Consider the following 17,245-nt stretch of genomic DNA (forward strand, 5'->3'; position numbering starts at 1 on the left):
GGCGAATCAGCCCTTGATGCCTCCCGCCGCCGCGAAGCCGGAGCCGAGGCGCCGGCCGAGCAGAAGATACAGCACGACGACCGGCGCCGAGTAGAAGATGGAGAACGCGGCGAGCTGGCCGTAGGCGACCTGCCCGTACTGAGACGAGAAGGTGAACAGGCTGACGGCCGCCGGCAGTTTGTCCGGCGAAAGCAGCAGCATGAACGGCACGAAGAAGTTGCCCCACATGTTCACGAAGGTGAAGATCGTGACGACCGCCATCCCCGGCCGCATCAGCGGTAACACGATCGACCACAGCGTTCGCAGGGTCGAGGCACCCTCGGTCCACGCGCTCTCCTCGATGTCCTTCGGCACGCCATCCATGAAGTTTTTGGTCAGGAAAATCGCGTACGGCATCGACGAAGCCGCGAGGAACAGGATTGCTCCGAACATGGAATCGATCAGGTTCACCTGGACGAACATGGCGTACACCGGGATCATAATGGCGGTGATCGGCAGGCCCGTGGCGAAGATGATTGTCAGCAGGAATGGCCGCTTGGCCCGGGACTCATAGCGGGACAGCGGATATGCCGCCAGCGCGGAACACGCAATCGTGACAATGCTCGCCCCGCCGCAGAGCAGCACCGAATTCCACAGCGGCCGGAAGGTGGTTTCCGGCGTCATGATTGCCTTGTAATTGTCGAGACTCGGCGTCTTGGGCCAGGCCACTGACAACGAGGCATTGGGGTCGAACGAGGCCAGGACAACCCACAGCAGCGGGATGCAGAAGAAGGCCGCGATAACAAGCAGGATGGCGCTGGAGCCGAGGGTGATGCCCCGGCTTCGGCTTGTCGGTCCGCGCCGGCTGCCACTCGGGCTCGGACTTGCGCTGCGCACGGACGCCGGAACCGGTGTCCTGGTCGAGTCGATGGTGGTCATGACTTGTCCTCCTTCGGGAGCATCCGCAGATAGGCGAGCGACGCGATCGCGCCAATAAGCAGGAGCAGGAGTGCCACCGCCGTGCCGTAACCAAGCTGGCCATAACTGAAGGCCTGTTCGTACATGTACAGCGGCAGGGTCTGGCTCGCCGTGCCCGGCCCGCCGGCGGTCATAACGTAGATCAGGCCGAAGACCGACAGTGTCTGCAGGGTGATCAGCATCAGGTTCGTCATGATCGATCGCCGGATCAGCGGCACTGTGATGGAGAAGAACCTGCGGAGTCGCCCCGCGCCGTCCATCTCGGCGGATTCCTCGACTTCGGGTGGGATCTGCGACATCGCCGCCGTGTAGATCAGCATTGTGAAAGCCGTACCGCGCCAGATATTGGCGAACGACACAGCAATGATGGGCAGTGAGAAGAGCAGGTCCTGCGGCGGCAAGCCGAAGAAACCGAGGATGCCGTTCATCGAACCGCCCTCGCCGAGGAACGTGTACCACAGGTATCCGGCGACAACCTCGGGCAGAATCCATGCTCCGATCACGATTGCACCGGTGATGGCGTTGACGACTTTGCTGGCCCGGCGCATCAGCAGCGCCAGGATCATGCCCAGGATGTTCTGCCCGATGATGGCCGAAACCACGGTGAAGACCAGGGTGAGCACGACCGAGTTCCAGAACTCGGGCGCCGCGAACGCTGCCACGAAATTGTCGAACCCGACCAGCGCGGTGCTCGAGGAACCCTCGCCGCGTAGTGCCCGGTTGGTGAACGCCAGGTAGACGCTGTAAATGATCGGTCCGGCCATGAAGGCCAGCAGCAGGATGACCGCGGGCGCGAGCGGCGATCCTCGCAATAGGGTGCGTTTCAGCGGGGGCCGGTTCGCCTGTTCGGGCGCGCTGTTGTCACTCGGCGATGACGCGGTGGTCCGGGCGCCGGTGGTGTCGGTCGTTGTCACCATCTCAGGCCTCCTTCATGGTGTTTTCGGCGCCGACGATGCCGGCCACTGCGCTGTCGTACACGGCCGCGGCCGCGGCGGGCTCGGCGGCCCCGATCATCACAGATTCCATCGCGGACTGGATCGCGGACGAGATCTCCGGATACGGCGCGAGTGCCGGCCGGTAGGTGGCACCCGGCACAAGTCGGCTGAAGAAGTCCGCGGTCGGCGAATAGCCCTGATATTCCTTCCTGGCGGCAACGTCCTTGCGGTTTGTCAGCTTGCTGTCGCTAATCGTCCATGCGGTGACGTTGTCGGTGGACATCATTTCCCGCAGGAATGGCCAGGCGAGATCAGGTTTCGATGCCTTCTTCGGCATTCCCCAGGACCAGCCGCCCGACATCGTGACAAAGCCCGGATCCTGCCCGTCCCTGGTCGGCATCTCGGCCAGCTGCATGGTTTCGGTCCATTCCGGCCATTCGCCGGGCAGGCCCTCGCCCCAGTTGGAGCTGATCCAGTTTCCGTCGAGCAGCACCGCGAGCTGGCCCTGCGGCAGCCAGGTGTTGTAGATCGTCTCGGTGATGTTCGGGTCGAGTGCCTTGCCAAGCGTTGGGCCGAGCTTCTCAGAGAACACAGTCCTGATGAATTCCAGCGACTGTGTGAAGCCGGCGCTGCCGACGACCCACTTCTTTTTCTCCTCGTCATAGAGCGTCGACTCGGTGCCGTAAAGCAGCATTTCCATGCCCTGCATGCTTGCTTTCTCGCCCTGCGGCTTGCCGGAGTAGATATTGAACGGAATGACCTCGGGCAATTCCTTCTTTATGGTGCGGAATGTCTCCAGCAGATCGTCCCAGGACCTGGGTTTCCACGGCGTTTCGATCCCGGCCTTCTTCAGCAGCTCCTGGTTGTACCAAAGCGCCCGGGTATCCGTCGGCGTGGGAACGGCGTAGGTTCGCCCGTCCTCGCCCTGTACGGCGTTCTTCGCCACGTCGTAGAAATGCTCCCACTGCGGCCAGCCGTCGATGTACTTGTCAATCGGTCGGAGGTACCCGGCGGCGATGTCCGACTTCAGGATGAAGGTGTCCTCATAGACGAGATCGGGTGCTGTCCGGCTCGAGGACATCATCAGCTCGTTCTTGGTGAAGTAGTCATTCTCGGAGGCGACGAGCGGCACGAGCTCGACCGAGATGTCCGGATGGTTCGCGGTGTACTTCTTGATCACGTCGGTAAGGTAATTGACCAGCACCTCCCCGGATCCCCACTGCTGGTAGCTGATCCGCAGCGTATTCTGCTCGGGCACGCCGCTTCCGCAGCCCGCCGCGGCGAGCAGCGGGACCGTGAACGCGGCGCCGCCTATCGCCTTGATGATGGTTCGCCTGCTCGGTGCATTCGGCGAGTGTGATCCGGTCATTCGGTTGTTCCCCTTCGGCAGCGTTGACGATGGTGGAGCTCGCCGGTGTTTGCCGGCATGGATGGATTAGCGGTGGAACCTGAGGGTGGCGATCTGGAACGGTCGCAAGGAGACCTCCGCGCAGGCACGGGTCTGGGTCCAGCCGGTCAGGCCTCGTGGTTCGGCCAGTTCGCGTTCAAGCAAGTCGGTTTCGCTGACGGTCTCCGCGTCGAAACCGGCAACGACAGTGGCAGCCGCCCTGCTGCCATGTGCCTCGTAGAGCCGGACGATGACGTCACCGCTGCCGTCCTCGGCAAGCTTGACCGCTTCGACGACCACTGCAGGATTGTCCACCGTCAGCAAAGGCTCGATTGCCTGGGCGGCTTCGATCCGGCGTACCGGCAGATTCAGCCGATACCCCTCTCTGACTGCATCGGCAATCGTTGCACCGACCCGCAACGAATAGCTGAGCGTGTGCTCACCCTCGTCTGCCAACGGATCGGGGAACTGCGGAGCGCGCAGCAGCGAAAGCCGCAGCGTCGTCGTGGTGCCGCCGTCCTCTCTGGTGGTGCGGCTGACATCGTGGCCATAGGTTGAGTCATTGGCGATGGCGACGCCGTACCCGCTCTCACCTACATGGATCCAGCGGTGCGCGCACGTCTCGAACCGTGCGTTGTCCCAGGACGTATTGCTGTGGATCGGCCGATTGATATGGCCGAACTGGATCTCGGACGCCGCACGCTCTGCATGCACATCCAATGGGAACGCGGCCTTGAGCAGCTTTTGCCGTTCATGCCAATCCGCTGACAGCGTCATGTCGATCGACCGGGAACCGGCCGATACCGATATCAGCTGGGTAATGATCGACTTGCTGACCTGCCGGGTGACTTCCAGCGACACCCGGTCGTACGACTCTTCGACAATGTGGATGGCGCTGCATTCGGTGAGGTCGCTGCCGACGTTGCCGTAATGCGAGTCGATATCCCAGGCATCCCACTCATTCGGGATGTCCCGGAAGAGCTGCAGCCGGTTGGCTGTTTCCCCGTCTGCCAGGACCTGGCGACCGGCGTCCTTGTCGATCAGCGAGCAGATCAGTCCCTGCGCATCCACGGTGACGGCGATATGTGAATTGCTGATCAGCCAGGACGTTCCCTCCCTGGTGAGCGTGACGCCGTCCGCCGTGCTGTCATCCTGGCCGGATGGTGCCGCGCCGCCGTCTGCTGGGCTGTCATCCTGGCCGGATGGTGCCGCGCCGCCGAGTGCCGGAGCGTGGCCCAACGCATACGGCCCGGCGTTGACGTCCAGCTGAAGCGTTCCCTCGCCGCCCAGCGCCTTGAGCGAGTCGGCGATCATTGCCTCGAGCTCGGCTTGCACAGCGTCGTAATTTCGCTCGGCGTCCTCGTGCACCCAGGAAATCGATGAGCCTGGCAGGATGTCGTGGAACTGCTGAAGCAGGACGACGCGCCAGATCCTTTCCAGGTCAGCATGCGGATATGTCGCACCGGTGCGCACTGAGGCGGTGGCCGCCCAGAGCTCCGCCTCACGCAGCAGGTGTTCGCTGCGTCGATTGCCCTGCTTTGTCTTCGCCTGCGACGTATAAGTTCCGCGGTGGTACTCGAGGTAGAGCTCACCTGACCAGACCGGCGGGTCCGGGTACTCGGTCTCGGCTTCGGAGAAGAAGCGTGCCGGCGTGCCGATCTCAACTCGTGGCGAACCTTCCAGATTGGCCTGACGTTTCGCCGCGGCCAGCATTTCCCGGGTCGGTCCGCCGCCGCCGTCACCCCAGCCGAAAGGCACCAGTGACGTGCTGGCCCGGCCCTTCTCCCGGAATTGCCGCTGCGTGCGGTCCAGTTCGACAGCTGACAGCTCGGAATTGTAGGTGTCAACGGGTGGGAAGTGGGTGAAGACCCGGGTGCCGTCGATGCCTTCCCAGTTGAATGTGTGGTGCGGCATCGAGTTCGTGTCATTCCACGAAATCTTCTGGGTCAGAAAGTACTTTGAGCCCGCCGCCTTGACCAGCTGGGGCATCGCCGCGGTGTAGCCGAACGAGTCGGGCAGCCACACCTCCATCGGCTCGACGCCGAATTCGTTGATGAAGAACTTCTTGCCCTCGACCAGCTGCCGGGCAAGGGCTTCGCCGCCAGGCATGTTCGTATCAGACTCGACCCACATGCCGCCAACCGGTACGAACTGGCCGGTGGCGACCTTCTCCCGGATGCGTTCGAAGAGTTCGGGATAAAACTCCTGGATCCAGGCATACTGCTGCGCCGACGAGCAGGAGAAGACGAAGTCCGGGTTGTCGTCCATCAGCGCGAGCACGTTGGAAAAAGTCCGGGCGCATTTGCGCACAGTTTCCCGGGTCGGCCATAGCCACGCCGAATCGATGTGGGCGTGCCCGGTGGCGATGACGTGATGCGCGCTCGCGTTGGCCGGCGCGGCAAGTGCCGGCGCCAGTTTCGATCTGGCAGCGGTTGCGGTTCCCGGCAGGTCATTGGGATCGACTGCATCGAGCATGTCGGAGATTGCGGCGATGATATTGGCGTACCGGGCCGAATCGGCAGAGAGCTGACCGAGCCATCCCGCCAGCACCCAGATGTCTTGACCGAGCTCCCATGCCTCGCGGTTGAGCCGGACCAGGTCGACCTGCTTCAGGTTGTACAGCGGTTCGGTTCCCGCTGTGGCCCTGCTGCCCTTATTCGTCGGGATGAACCAGCCGTGCTCTGCCATGTGCGGGTTTGCCGATGCCTCGAGATAGAAGTCCACAGCGCGGTCAGCTGAGCCAATCGGCACATGATTGTTGAGCGGCTCGATGCCCTTGATGATGCTGCCGTCCGCGGCGTAGACCGTCGCCTCGGCCTGGAAACCCGGTCCACCGAAATTGAAGCCCAGGTCAATGACGACCTCCGAGCTGGTGTCTCGGCTCTCGGCTGCCCAGTCCGCCGGTATTTCGCCCTGTACGTGGAACCATACGGTTCCCCACGGCCTGCCCCAGGCCGAGGCGGCTCCGGACCCGACCGGGAAGGGGGTGAACTGCTGCCGTACCGCCTCGGCGAAAGGCACCGGTTCCTCGGGGACTGTCCATGCGGTGACCGTCAGCGGCGTGGTGACCTGGTACAGCCCGGTGCTCAAATGCTCGTACCGGAAGCGGTGCAGACGGGAAAGGACGGATCGGGTGTTGTCATGCATGAACGGTCTCCTGCAAGTGCGACGGCGGCGTGCTCAAAAACGTAGGTCTGCTGGATATCTAAAAACGATGGACAAAATAAGTCAAGCCTTGTGGAGAGCCGATTGCTGTGTTAAAAGTAGCGCCGTCGCCGGGTGAGTTCCGTCCGCACGCGCCGGTGTCGAAGTCGCCGTCAGAGTCAGCTGTTCGCGCCGAGAAGCAGAGTTGAAGGCCGGGTGGAAAAGGCGTGCTCCAGCACAAGGCACCCCGCTCCGATCGCTCCGACACCGTCATCGATCGAGCTGCCCAGCGCGACGACATCGTGGATCTGCCGGGCCTCCGTCGTGGTCAGCAGGGTGTCCTGAAGGATGGGCAGGAACACGTTGGCGATCCGGGACCAGGCGGGCCCGCCGAAGATCACCGCGCGTACATCGAGCAGATTCGCCACGGTGGCGGCGCCCCGGGCAAGCCGCGCAGCGCTGAGTTCAAGCATCTGCCGTGCTCTGGCTTCTCTGCTGACTGCCGGGTCCAGGTTCCTGACAGACGTATGCGCCGCAGTTCGCGCGGATTCCGGCCCGGCACGGCTGGCCAAGTCACACAGTTGGGTGAACAGCTCATCGATCTCCCGCGGATCATTGTCGTTCCTCGGCGCGGTAATCAGTCCGGCCGAGGCGGCCTCGTCGACAAGGGTCCTCGGCATGCACGCCGCCCCGACGCAACCCCGCATACCGCAACTGCAGACCGGGCCGTCGGCATCGACCATGAGATGGCCGATCTCGCCGGCATTGTCAGAGCTGCCGCCGAGTAGCTCACCGTTGATCACCAGGCCGGCGCCGAGTCCGGTGCCGAGGTAGAAGAAGACGAAATCCTCGTGGACTCCAGCCGAGCCGCGGGGCCCTCGCCATAGTTCCGCGAGCGCCGAAGCGGCGGCATCCTTGTGCAGGACGACCGGCAGGCCGGTCGCCTCGTGCAGCAAACGGCGCAGTTCGACCCGTTCCCATCCAGGCAGCAGCGGGGGGTGCAAGACGGCGCCCGCTTTCGTGTCGACCGGCCCTGGGGCGGCGATTCCGATCCCGAGCACGCGGGAGGCGGTGACGCCCTGGCTCGTCACGAGTTCGTTAACCTGTGAGGCGATGGCGTCAACGAGGTTTTCCGGCGATGTTGTCGAGGCGGGAAGCGATTCGGCAGACGCTACGACATCGCCGAGGAGATCCAGAAGCACCACCGTGGTGATGGTCGGATCGATATGGACACCGATCGCGAAGTGCCCGGTGGGATGGAGCTGAAGCAAGGTCCGCGGCTTGCCGCGCCCGCTCGGCTCAAGACGTTGGCCTTCGGAGATGAGCTCGCGACCCAGCAGCCGCCTGGTGATATTGGAGATCGACTGTGCCGAGAGTCCGGTGAGCCGGGCTAGCTCGACCCGGGACAGCCCATCGACCGAGTGCCTGATTGCGTCCAGGATGACGGCCTGATTGAAGTCGGCGATCCTCGGCAGATTTGTTCCGCGTCGGGCCGCGGTTTCCTTGGGCACCACGGTTGCCTCCTGCCGTTGGGGCTGCATCAGTATGGTAGCGCCGATAGTAAATACATGTGGCGCAATTGCCGTTCGGCTGGGAATTTCGGCAGTGGCCGCCCACCCCCGGCAGTAGGATCTTAATCGTCGTATGAACACCCACTGCCGAAAGTTTTGCCCACAATGTCGCAGACAAATACCGCGCCGTCCAGTGACCGGACGAGGCTCGACCAGTTCTTTCACATTTCGGAGCGAGGATCGACGATCGGCCGGGAGCTCCGGGGCGGACTGGCCACATTCTTCGCCATGGCGTACATCGTGGTGCTCAATCCGCTGATCATCGGCACGCACCAGGATGGCACCGGTCTCTATCTCGGTGGTGGCGCTGAGCCGAACCTCCCGGCCGTTGCCGCTGCCACGGCCCTTGTCGGTGGTCTGCTGACCATCATGATGGGGCTCGTCGCCAACTTTCCGATGGCGATTTCCTCCGGTCTCGGTCTCAGTGCCCTGCTGACGTTCGGTGTGGCGACTCTGCCCCGGATGACCTGGGCGGACGCCATGGGCCTGGTGGTGATCGAGGGCATCATCCTGCTGATCCTGGTGCTGACCGGATTCCGTGAGGCGATTTTCCGCGCCGTGCCGGCTCAGCTCAAGACCGCCATCACCGTGGGTATCGGCCTCTTCATCGCGCTGATCGGTCTGGTCAATTCCGGCTTCGTCCGTAGCGGCGCCGGCACGCCACTGGAACTCGGCATCGGTGGCTTCCTGCTCGGGATGCCGACACTGGTCTTTGTCCTCGTGCTGCTCGCCCTGCTCGTGATGCACACGCTCAAGGTCAAGGGCGCCATTCTGTACGCCATCGTCGGTGGCACCGTGCTCGCTATCATCCTCGAAGCCACGCTGAGTATCGGCCCTCGCGGCACCGATGAGGCAGGCCAGGTCACCAACCCGACCGGCTGGGGCCTTGGCAGCCCGGCGCTGCCGGCTGAATGGATCAAGCTGCCGGACCTGTCGTTGATCGGCAACTTCGATCTGCTCGGCTCCTGGTCGAACGTGGGCGTCGTGGCCTGCGCGCTCGCCGTTTTCACCCTGATGCTGACCAACTTCTTCGATTTGCTCGGCACTATGGTCGCCATCGGTGCCGAGGGAAAAATGCTCGACAAGGACAATAACGTTCCCGGTGCCCGCCGGATCCTGATTGCGGATTCGATCGCTGCAATCGGTGGCGGTGCAGGTGGCGTGTCGGCGAACAGCGGGTTCGTCGAGTCCACCGTCGGTGTGGGGGACGGCGCGCGGACTGGCCTGGCCAATGTGGTTACCGGGCTCTGCCTGCTGCTCACCACGTTCCTGGCCCCGCTCGCGGCTGTGATCCCATATGAGGCCGCCGCGCCCGCACTGGTGCTGGTCGGGTTCCTGATGATGCAGCAGGTTCGCGGCATCGATTGGTCGGACGTTGAGATTGCGCTCCCCGCCTTCGTCACGATTGCGCTGATGCCGTTCACCTACTCGATCACCGTAGGCATCGGTGCCGGGTTCATCCTGTTCGCGGTGCTTAAGGTCGCGCGCGGCAAGGCCAGGCAGGTGCACCCGCTGATGTGGGTCACCGCGGCGCTGTTCATCGTGTACTTCGTCTCCGGCCCGATCACCCAGGCGTTCGTCTAGGCGTTCGCCGAGGCCGCTTCGCCGGCCGCGGCACCGACCGAAAGACTTTCATTAGCAAGGCTAATGAGCTATGCTAATGATCAATGAGTGAGCAGAATACAGCGGTAAAGACGCAGGCCCCGGCCAGTCGTCGGGTCAACCTGGCGAGACTCGCCTCGCAACTTCGGATCGCGGTCAACCGCACGTCCCGGCGACTTCGGGCGGAGAAATCCGATCAGGACGTCACCGATGGCCAGTACGGTGTGCTGGCCTACCTCTTCAAAGAGGGGAACAAGACTCCCCGGAACCTGAGCGACCACGAACGCGTGCAGCCGCCGTCGATGAATCGCACGATCAACCACCTGGCCGAGGCCGGTTACGTGATCAGAAAACCGCACCCGGACGACAAACGGCAGATTCTGGTCTGCCTCAGCGTGGCCGGGCGCGAGGTGGTCAGGGAAACCAGGCGGCGACGCGATGCCTGGCTCTTCCGGCGCCTGAGCGAGCTGACGCCGCACCAACGCCGCATTCTGGACGAAGCTTCCGAGATCCTTATGGAGGTCGCCGCTAAGTGAGTGCAATGTTCAGATCCCTGAGCGGTTTCAACTACCGAGTGTGGTTTGCCGGCGCGCTGGTTTCCAACGTTGGGACCTGGATGCAGCGCACCGCGCAGGACTGGATAGTCCTTACCGAACTGACCGACCATGACGCGGCCGCCGTCGGCATCGTGATGGCGTTGCAAATGGGCCCACAGCTGCTTATGGTGCCATGGGCCGGACTGATCGCCGACAGGTTCGATCGGCGCAGGCTACTGATGCTGACCCAGGGCGTGATGGGGTTCCTGGGCCTCGCCCTGGGACTTATCGTCGTGACCGGCGTGGCCGAACTCTGGCACGTCTACGGATTCGCCCTTCTGTTGGGCTTCGCCTCCGCCATTGACGGTCCGGCCCGCCAGACGTTCGTCTCCGAGCTGGTGTCTGAGAAGAACCTGCCCAACGCGGTGGCGTTGAACTCGGCGTCGTTCAACGGCGCACGGATGATCGGCCCGGCGGTTGCTGGCGTGCTGACCGCAATGATCGGTGCCGGCTGGGTCTTCATGATCAACGCGCTGACCTTCACCGCGGTGCTGATCTCGCTGCACTACCTGAGAACAGACCAGCTGCGCGCCCAGCCGAGAGCGGCCCGGGGCCGCGGACAGCTGATGGAGGGCTTCAGGTATGTTGCCGGACGCCCCGATATCGTCGTCATCCTGGTTGTGATCTTTTTGGTCGGCACCTTTGGCCTGAACTTCGCCATCTTCACGTCGACAATGGCCAGCACCGAGTTCGGCATGGGCGCGGGGGAGTTCGGTCTGCTCTCCTCGATCATGGCAATCGGCTCGGTTGCCGGCGCCTTGCTCTCGGCCAAGCGGGAAAGGCCCCGCCTACGCATGGTCTTTGGCGCCGCAGGAGCCTTCGGCCTCAGCTGCCTGGTCTCCGCGCTGATGCCCAACTATTGGACGTTCGCCATCTCGCTGATCCTGGTAGGGCTCACCGCACTGACCCTGATGACAACGGCGAACGCCACGGTGCAAACCACGACCGACCCGGCGATGCGTGGCCGGGTGATGGCCCTCTACATGGCAATCATGATGGGCGGCACCCCGGTCGGCGCGCCGATCGTCGGCTGGGTCGCCAACGTGTTTGGTCCGCGTTGGAGCCTCGGGGTTGCCGCGGCATCCGGGATACTGGCAGCCCTGGTCGGCATCTTCTGGATGGTCCGCTACAAGCACATGCGGCTGCGCTACCGGGTTCGCCAGTCGCCGCACCTCGTGCTCCGGTACGACGGCGACAGTCGGAGCGATTCAGAGTCCGCCCGGGAAGCTGCCGCCGAAGAGCTAGCGCTGGAAGAGGCCACCGCCAGGCGGAGCAGCGAGTAGCGCAGGCTGTCGGTGGGAGGCCGACCGTCGGTCCGAGAGGCGAGGCTGTTCGAGTAGCGCAAGCCGTCCGTGCGGGTCCTTACAGTGCTTCGACCACGTAATCTATGCAGCCGATCAGCGCGTCGACATCGGAAGGTTCGACGGCAACGAATGTGGCGACCCTGAGCTGGTTACGGCCAAGCTTCCGGTACGGCTCGACATCGACGATGCCGTTGTCGCGCAGGACCTTGGCGGCCGCAGCGGCATCGATGCGCTCATCGAAGTCGAGTGTGACAACTACGTTCGAGCGAAATGCCGGGTCGCTGACGAAAGGCGTGGCGATATCGGAAGCGTCCGCCCAGTTGTACAGCAGCGATGCCGACTGCGCGGTTCGGTCGGCGGCCCACTTCAGCGAGCCATTGCCATTGATCCAGTCCAGCTGCTCGGCAAGCAGCAGCAGGGTGCTCAGAGCCGGAGTGTTATAGGTCTGGTTCTTGCGTGAGTTGTCGATTGCGGTGGTCAGATTCAGGGATTCAGGGACCCAGCGGTTAGTCGCCGCGATCTCGTCAATCCGCAGAAGTGCCTTCGGCGACATCACCGCAAACCAGATTCCACCCTCGGAACCAAAGTTCTTCTGCGGTGAGAAGTAATAGACGTCCGTCGCGGTAATATCCACGGCGAGTCCGCCGGCAGCCGAGGTCGCATCCACAACGACGAGCGCGTCGTCATCCGCGCCGGACACCCGCTGGACGGGAACGCTGACGCCGGTCGACGTTTCGTTGTGCGGCCAGGCATAGACGTCGATGCCGGCTTCGGCCTTCGCAGTCAGTCCGGTGCCCGGTTCGGCTGTGACAATCGAGGCGCCGTCGAGGAAGGGGGCCTTGGAAGAAACGCTGGCGAACTTGGAACCGAACTCGCCGAAACTGAGGTGCTGTGCCTTGTTGCGGATCAGACCGAATGCGGCCGCATCCCAGAAGGCTGTCGCTCCGCCGTTGCCGAGGATGACCTCATAGCCGTCGGGCAGGTTGAATAGCTCGGTGATTCCGGTGCGCACCCGGCCGACCAGGTTCTTGACCGGAGCCTGGCGGTGTGAGGTGCCGAGAAGCGACCTGCCGCTTTGGACGAGGGCATCGAGCTGTGAATCTCGAACTTTCGACGGGCCCGAGCCGAACCGGCCATCGGCGGGCAGGAGGTCTTTAGGAATGGTGAGGGTGGGAGCATCAGTCACGGTATTCACCTTACCCTCGTAGGTATGACGAAATCGCCAGAGTCTCAGCTGCCGGAAGTCGCCAGCCAACGGGTCGAGTATCACAACGACGGCCTGCTCGAGTCGGATCTGGCCGATACCCCGGCGGAGCAGTTCGTCCGCTGGTTTCATCAGGCAGAATCCGAGCTGCGTGAGCCGAACGCAGTTGCTCTCGTCACGGCGGACGACTCCGGGCCGACCGCGCGGACCGTCTTGCTCAAGGGGTTCGACGACGCGGGGTTCACCATCTTCACCAACTACGCGTCGCTGAAGTCTGCGCAGATCGACGCCGATCCGCGGGTGGCGCTGCTTTTCCCCTGGCATGAACTCGAACGACAGGTGCGGGTCCGCGGCGTCGCCCGGAAAGTGGATGAAGCGGCTTCTGATGCATACTTCGCCTCGAGGGAGCGCGGTTCACAACTTGGAGCGTGGGCATCGAGACAGTCGTCTCCGGTGTCGAGTCGCGCGGAGATGGAAAGCCGGCTGCTCGAGTTCGAACGCCGCTTTGCCGGGCAGGTCGTTCCGCGGCCGCCGCACTGGGGCGGATTCCGGATCGAGCCCACCGAGATCGAGTTCTGGGCCGGTCGGCAAGGCCGTTTCCACGACCGGCTGGTCTATGCGTCGGTAACCCGGCAGCCGGCCAATCTCTCCGACTCCGCGGCTTGGCGGGTCGAGCGGCGGTATCCGTAAGCACGCAAACGGCCCGCGAGTGTTGCTTCGCATGGACGAAGTACGAAACTCGCGGGCCGCGGTGGCTGTCTTGGATTGCCAGCCAGAGCCTTGCTTGCGGTTAGCTCGCGACTAGCGAGCAGCCACCTCACGCGTCCTAAAAGAAATCATGTTTTTGGACCACCTCCTTTTCCGTGTACTACTACGCTAAACCTCGCTGCATCGAGTGCGCCAGTGATTATTTTCTGGCTCCTGACGGCGAAGTTCTGTCACGGTTCGTGCGCGACGTCGGTGCCACCTACTAGTCTGATTGATAGCTTGTAATTTTGCAGTGTCCAAGCTGACTGTGCCTGAATGTCGCAGGTGCGGTTGGTAGTAGACGGCACTGTCCCTCACTTCAGCGGCAAAGGGAGCCCCACGCAGTGAATGACCTGATTGATACTACTGAGATGTACCTCAAGACCGTGCTGGAGCTTGAGGAAGAGGGTGTTACCCCGCTGCGGGCGCGAATTGCCGAGCGGCTCGGCCACAGCGGGCCGACCGTTTCCCAGACCGTGGCAAGGATGGAGCGCGACGGTCTGTTGATCGTCTCGGGTGACCGCCACCTCGAGTTCACCGCCGACGGCCGGGGGCGCGCGATTGAAGTCATGCGCAAGCACCGGCTGGCCGAACGGCTGCTAGCCGACGTCGTCGGGCTTGAATGGGAACTCGTTCACGATGAGGCGTGCCGCTGGGAGCATGTGATGAGCGAACAGGTGGAGCGGAAGCTGGTCAAACTCCTGGCTAGCACCGACGCAAGCCCCTATGGCAATCCGATTCCGGGACTCTCTGGCCTTGGCCTGGAGGACGTGAAGATGCCCGAGGTGCAAAGCCTGGTCAGCGCGCTGCCGGCCGACGGACGCGAGAGTGTGACGGTGGCCTGGATCGGCGAGCCGATTCAGGTCGATCCGGAGTTGCTTGGCCAACTCGCCGAATGCGGCGTCGTGCCCGATGGCGAACTCGGCGCGGAGCGCTCCGGCTCGTTCATCACGGTCGCTCCGGAGGCCGCTGAAGACGCACTTGAACTGCCGATTGAGGTCGCCGCGCACATTTTCGTGCTGCGGAAGTAACATTTGAAAACCGTGTCTGACCTGCGAGGATGCCCCGATGTGATGATGAAAACACACCGAGTCGTGATCTTCGCGTGACATTTGTAATCTGATCGGATACGGTTGGGGACGCCCCGGGAGAAATCTCCGGGGGACCCGATGTGGAAGCCGAGCGCTGCCGTCACATTGGAGCCACGTATCCCAGGCAGCGACGGGGGAACCAAGTTTCCGGCAGGTCCGATCAGGATCTGTCTAGGGGTGAAGTAGAAGGTGCAATTCCTTCTTCCGGACAAACTCCAGTCCGAACCCGACAGCTCACCTCGCAGGCTATGGAGAGGTAACTTCTGTGTCTAAGAGCGCCATTCAGTCCCGCCACCGCGCGGACGTTCGCACTAAAACCCCACTTTCAGTTCTTTCCGACGCTGTCGGTAGCAACGCAGGTGTGGCAGCACGTCGCACCGCGGTTATCGCCGCTTCGTCCGGACTCGTAGTCGCCATGGGCCTGCCGGCCCAGGCAACCGAGCTTGAGAACAAGACGGACGACACCGCGAAGTCCGCGTCGACCGAGGTTAAGGCAGTCAATAACGCTGCGCTGACCGTCGACACCGCAAAGGTCTCGTTCGAGCAGGAAACGTTCACCGCCGAAAAGGCTCCTGAGCCGAAGCCAGAACCAGAACCAGAGTCGGCCGCGAGCCAGGCTGAGCCGGCATCGCGCTCGACGGAACGCAGCGCGCCCAAGGCAGAGAGCAAGAGCAGCGACTCGGAGTCGGCAAAGCCGCAGTCGAAGTCCTCATCTTCGGTGATCTCGATCGCCAAGAAGTACACCGGCGTTCCTTATGTTTACGGCGGCACCAGCCCGAGCGGCTGGGACTGCTCCGGCTTCACCGCATACGTATTCAAGCAGGTCGGCGTCAGCCTTCCTCGTACCTCCGGTGCCCAGAAAGCAGCCGGCCGCGTGGTTTCCGCAGCCGAAGCCAAGCCGGGCGACCTGGTCTGGCACCCGGGCCACGTCGGCATCTACGCCGGTAACGGCATGATGTACGACGCTGGTAGCCCCGGCTCCGGCACGTCGTACCGTTCGCATTCGTGGATGGGCAGCGTCACCTACATTCGCGTTCTCTAAGCGGAGTCTCGAGGCGCCATGTCGAACTCCCACCGCGCAGAAGGCCCGGCGACCACTCCGCTCAGCATCCTGAGCGGAGCGGTCGCGGCCAGCAGTAGCACAGTCGTACGGCGAGGAGCCGTCGTCGCCGCGACCTCGGGTCTCGTGGTTGCCATGGGCCTACCCGCTCAGGCGATCACCGATCATGCAGAGGCCGCAGCAGGCGAAGCGTCGGCATCGGAATCCGCTCCGGTGAACAACGCGGCGCTCACCGTTGACAGTGCTCAGGTCAGGTTCAGCCAGGAAACATTCGCGGCCAAGCCCGCGCCGAAGCCAGAGCCAGAGCCGGAGCGCGACACGGCACCGGCAAGCCGGGACTCGGAACGCAAGGCTCCCGCCGCCGAATCGACGAGCGACGAGAACGCAAAGCCGCAGGGCAAGAACGCGGCGAGCGTCGTTTCGATTGCCAAGCGGTACCTCGGCGTCCCATACGTTTGGGGCGGAAGCAGTCCAAGCGGTTTCGACTGCTCCGGCTTCACCGGCTATGTGTACAAGCAGGTTGGAGTTGACCTGCCTCGCACATCGAGCGCCCAGCGCGGAGCCGGCAAGATCGTTTCACAGTCCGAGGCCAAGGCCGGCGATCTGGTCTGGCACTCAGGCCACATCGGGATTTATCTCGGGGATGGCAAGAAGATCCACTCCCCGCAGACCGGTGATGTAGTAAAAATTTCGGATCTTTCCTCTTCAGACACGACGTTCATCAGGGTTCTTTAGACACGAGCCGCGATGAACAGCAGCAGCCGCCCGGTATATGGCTATCGGGCGGCTTTTCTGCGTCCGGCGGTTGAATTCGGCATCTGCCGCTCACCGGCGATCGGCAAAAGAGGTGCGCCCGCGGGATTATTTGCCTTACTCTTGCCTTGGACAAGTTATTCGAAGGGATTCCCATGTTCGGCCACGTTTGGAACCAGGCAACCCAGCCCGGTCTGACGTCCGTCCGAATCTGGGAGAACGAGATACGGATACCCCAGGGCCGAGCCCTGCAATTTGGAAGACGTCGCACCGTGCGGCGTCTTTTTTGTTGCCGTCACCTTTCGGATCGCTTGTGTGGGAGCCGGGCTCCCGCAGTTGCCGTCACCGCCCACCGAATCCGTCGGTAGGGCCCTAACGGGAGGACCCTGATGCGAACTCTGGTACTCAACGCTGGCTACGAGCCGCTGTCCGTCGTTTCGTTCCGCCGTGCCGTCGTCCTGGTACTGGCCGGCAAGGCGACAATACTGGCCGACGACGACGTGCCAATTCACAGCTCGAGCGAGGTCCTCGCCAGGCCGTCGGTGATCCTGCTCAGGCGCTACGTGAAGATCCCCACCGCGCGGGTGGCTCCGCTTTCCCGGCGCGCGGTGTTGCGCAGGGATTCACACCGTTGCGCCTACTGCGAGCGGACGGCGACCACGATCGATCATGTGTTGCCACGGTCCCGAGGGGGAGAGGACAGCTGGGAGAACCTGGTTGCGTGTTGCCTGCGCTGCAACAACGCCAAAGGAAGCCGTACTCCCGCGGAAATGGGCTGGGTACTGCAGGCCCGGCCGAAGGCGCCGCACGGAACCAGCTGGTGGGTTCGGGGCTCGGAACGCACGATGCCGCAGTGGGATCAGTATCTTTCTTATGCCAATGCGGCGTAGCGAC

14 protein-coding genes and 1 riboswitch are annotated in these 17,245 nt (G+C 63.2%); of the genes, 8 read left to right on the plus strand and 6 right to left on the minus strand.

Going from position 1 to position 17,245, the window contains the following annotated elements; translation table 11 throughout:
- Positions 1-6 precede the first annotated feature (6 nt).
- The 5 genes from LWF01_RS02485 to LWF01_RS02505 form a co-directional block, all read right to left on the minus strand.
- Positions 7-918 (minus strand): carbohydrate ABC transporter permease, encoded by a 912-nt coding sequence (locus tag LWF01_RS02485; protein WP_349639461.1) that lies wholly within the window; start codon positions 916-918, stop codon positions 7-9.
- Positions 915-1,874 (minus strand): carbohydrate ABC transporter permease, encoded by a 960-nt coding sequence (locus tag LWF01_RS02490; protein ID WP_349639462.1) that lies wholly within the window; start codon positions 1,872-1,874, stop codon positions 915-917. Before LWF01_RS02490 ends, LWF01_RS02485 begins: the two co-directional genes overlap by 4 nt.
- A gap of 1 nt (position 1,875) precedes the next feature.
- Complete coding sequence (locus LWF01_RS02495) at positions 1,876-3,261, minus strand: extracellular solute-binding protein (protein WP_349639463.1); 1,386 nt, start codon at positions 3,259-3,261, stop codon at positions 1,876-1,878.
- A 66-nt stretch (positions 3,262-3,327) separates the two neighbouring features.
- Positions 3,328-6,426: an alpha-mannosidase gene (locus LWF01_RS02500; RefSeq protein ID WP_349639464.1), complete on the minus strand. Its 3,099-nt coding sequence runs from the start codon at positions 6,424-6,426 to the stop codon at positions 3,328-3,330.
- A gap of 176 nt (positions 6,427-6,602) precedes the next feature.
- Complete coding sequence (locus LWF01_RS02505) at positions 6,603-7,934, minus strand: ROK family transcriptional regulator (protein ID WP_349639465.1); 1,332 nt, start codon at positions 7,932-7,934, stop codon at positions 6,603-6,605.
- A 165-nt stretch (positions 7,935-8,099) separates the two neighbouring features.
- On the opposite strand from LWF01_RS02505, the gene LWF01_RS02510 reads away from it, so the two are divergent.
- From LWF01_RS02510 to LWF01_RS02520, 3 genes are all read left to right on the plus strand, one after another.
- Entirely contained in the window at positions 8,100-9,578 is a 1,479-nt protein-coding gene (locus LWF01_RS02510) for an NCS2 family permease (protein ID WP_349639466.1), read from the plus strand.
- 83 nt (positions 9,579-9,661) lie between these two features.
- Entirely contained in the window at positions 9,662-10,132 is a 471-nt protein-coding gene (locus tag LWF01_RS02515; RefSeq protein ID WP_349639467.1) for a MarR family winged helix-turn-helix transcriptional regulator, read from the plus strand.
- On the plus strand, positions 10,129-11,475 hold the full coding sequence (locus LWF01_RS02520) for an MFS transporter (RefSeq protein ID WP_349639468.1): 1,347 nt from the start codon (positions 10,129-10,131) through the stop codon (positions 11,473-11,475). Before LWF01_RS02515 ends, LWF01_RS02520 begins: the two co-directional genes overlap by 4 nt.
- A 79-nt stretch (positions 11,476-11,554) precedes the next feature.
- Here LWF01_RS02520 and serC read toward each other — a convergent pair whose 3' ends face one another.
- Complete coding sequence (serC, locus tag LWF01_RS02525) at positions 11,555-12,682, minus strand: phosphoserine transaminase (protein ID WP_349639469.1); 1,128 nt, start codon at positions 12,680-12,682, stop codon at positions 11,555-11,557.
- Between the two features lie 24 nt (positions 12,683-12,706).
- Here serC and pdxH point away from each other — a divergent pair, with 24 nt between their 5' ends.
- The 5 genes from pdxH to LWF01_RS02550 all read left to right on the plus strand — a co-directional run bounded on the left by pdxH (position 12,707) and on the right by LWF01_RS02550 (position 17,241).
- Positions 12,707-13,390, plus strand: coding sequence for a pyridoxamine 5'-phosphate oxidase (gene pdxH / locus LWF01_RS02530; RefSeq protein ID WP_349639470.1), 684 nt, complete (start codon positions 12,707-12,709; stop codon positions 13,388-13,390).
- A gap of 401 nt (positions 13,391-13,791) precedes the next feature.
- Positions 13,792-14,478: an iron-dependent transcriptional repressor DtxR gene (locus LWF01_RS02535; RefSeq protein ID WP_349639471.1), complete on the plus strand. Its 687-nt coding sequence runs from the start codon at positions 13,792-13,794 to the stop codon at positions 14,476-14,478.
- A 159-nt stretch (positions 14,479-14,637) separates the two neighbouring features.
- A riboswitch (cyclic di-AMP (ydaO/yuaA leader) is annotated at positions 14,638-14,801 on the plus strand.
- A gap of 98 nt (positions 14,802-14,899) precedes the next feature.
- Positions 14,900-15,580 (plus strand): C40 family peptidase, encoded by a 681-nt coding sequence (locus LWF01_RS02540; RefSeq protein WP_349639472.1) that lies wholly within the window; start codon positions 14,900-14,902, stop codon positions 15,578-15,580.
- Between the two features lie 18 nt (positions 15,581-15,598).
- Entirely contained in the window at positions 15,599-16,333 is a 735-nt protein-coding gene (locus LWF01_RS02545; protein WP_349639473.1) for a C40 family peptidase, read from the plus strand.
- Between the two features lie 407 nt (positions 16,334-16,740).
- Positions 16,741-17,241 (plus strand): HNH endonuclease, encoded by a 501-nt coding sequence (locus LWF01_RS02550; protein ID WP_349639474.1) that lies wholly within the window; start codon positions 16,741-16,743, stop codon positions 17,239-17,241.
- The last annotated feature ends 4 nt before the right edge of the window (positions 17,242-17,245 follow it).

The sequence above is a fragment of the Saxibacter everestensis genome, assembly GCF_025787225.1.
Classification (GTDB): domain Bacteria; phylum Actinomycetota; class Actinomycetes; order Actinomycetales; family Brevibacteriaceae; genus Saxibacter; species Saxibacter everestensis.

What these genes read in the sequence shown, in the direction of transcription:
- LWF01_RS02485 (WP_349639461.1), bottom strand. Translation starts at nt 918, where the DNA reads ATGACCACCATCGACTCGACCAGGACACCGGTTCCGGCGTCCGTGCGC.
- LWF01_RS02490 (WP_349639462.1), bottom strand. Translation starts at nt 1,874, where the DNA reads ATGGTGACAACGACCGACACCACCGGCGCCCGGACCACCGCGTCATCG.
- LWF01_RS02495 (WP_349639463.1), bottom strand. Translation starts at nt 3,261, where the DNA reads ATGACCGGATCACACTCGCCGAATGCACCGAGCAGGCGAACCATCATC.
- LWF01_RS02500 (WP_349639464.1), bottom strand. Translation starts at nt 6,426, where the DNA reads ATGCATGACAACACCCGATCCGTCCTTTCCCGTCTGCACCGCTTCCGG.
- LWF01_RS02510 (WP_349639466.1), top strand. Translation starts at nt 8,100, where the DNA reads ATGTCGCAGACAAATACCGCGCCGTCCAGTGACCGGACGAGGCTCGAC.
- LWF01_RS02515 (WP_349639467.1), top strand. Translation starts at nt 9,662, where the DNA reads ATGAGTGAGCAGAATACAGCGGTAAAGACGCAGGCCCCGGCCAGTCGT.
- pdxH (WP_349639470.1), top strand. Translation starts at nt 12,707, where the DNA reads ATGACGAAATCGCCAGAGTCTCAGCTGCCGGAAGTCGCCAGCCAACGG.
- LWF01_RS02545 (WP_349639473.1), top strand. Translation starts at nt 15,599, where the DNA reads ATGTCGAACTCCCACCGCGCAGAAGGCCCGGCGACCACTCCGCTCAGC.
- LWF01_RS02550 (WP_349639474.1), top strand. Translation starts at nt 16,741, where the DNA reads ATGCGAACTCTGGTACTCAACGCTGGCTACGAGCCGCTGTCCGTCGTT.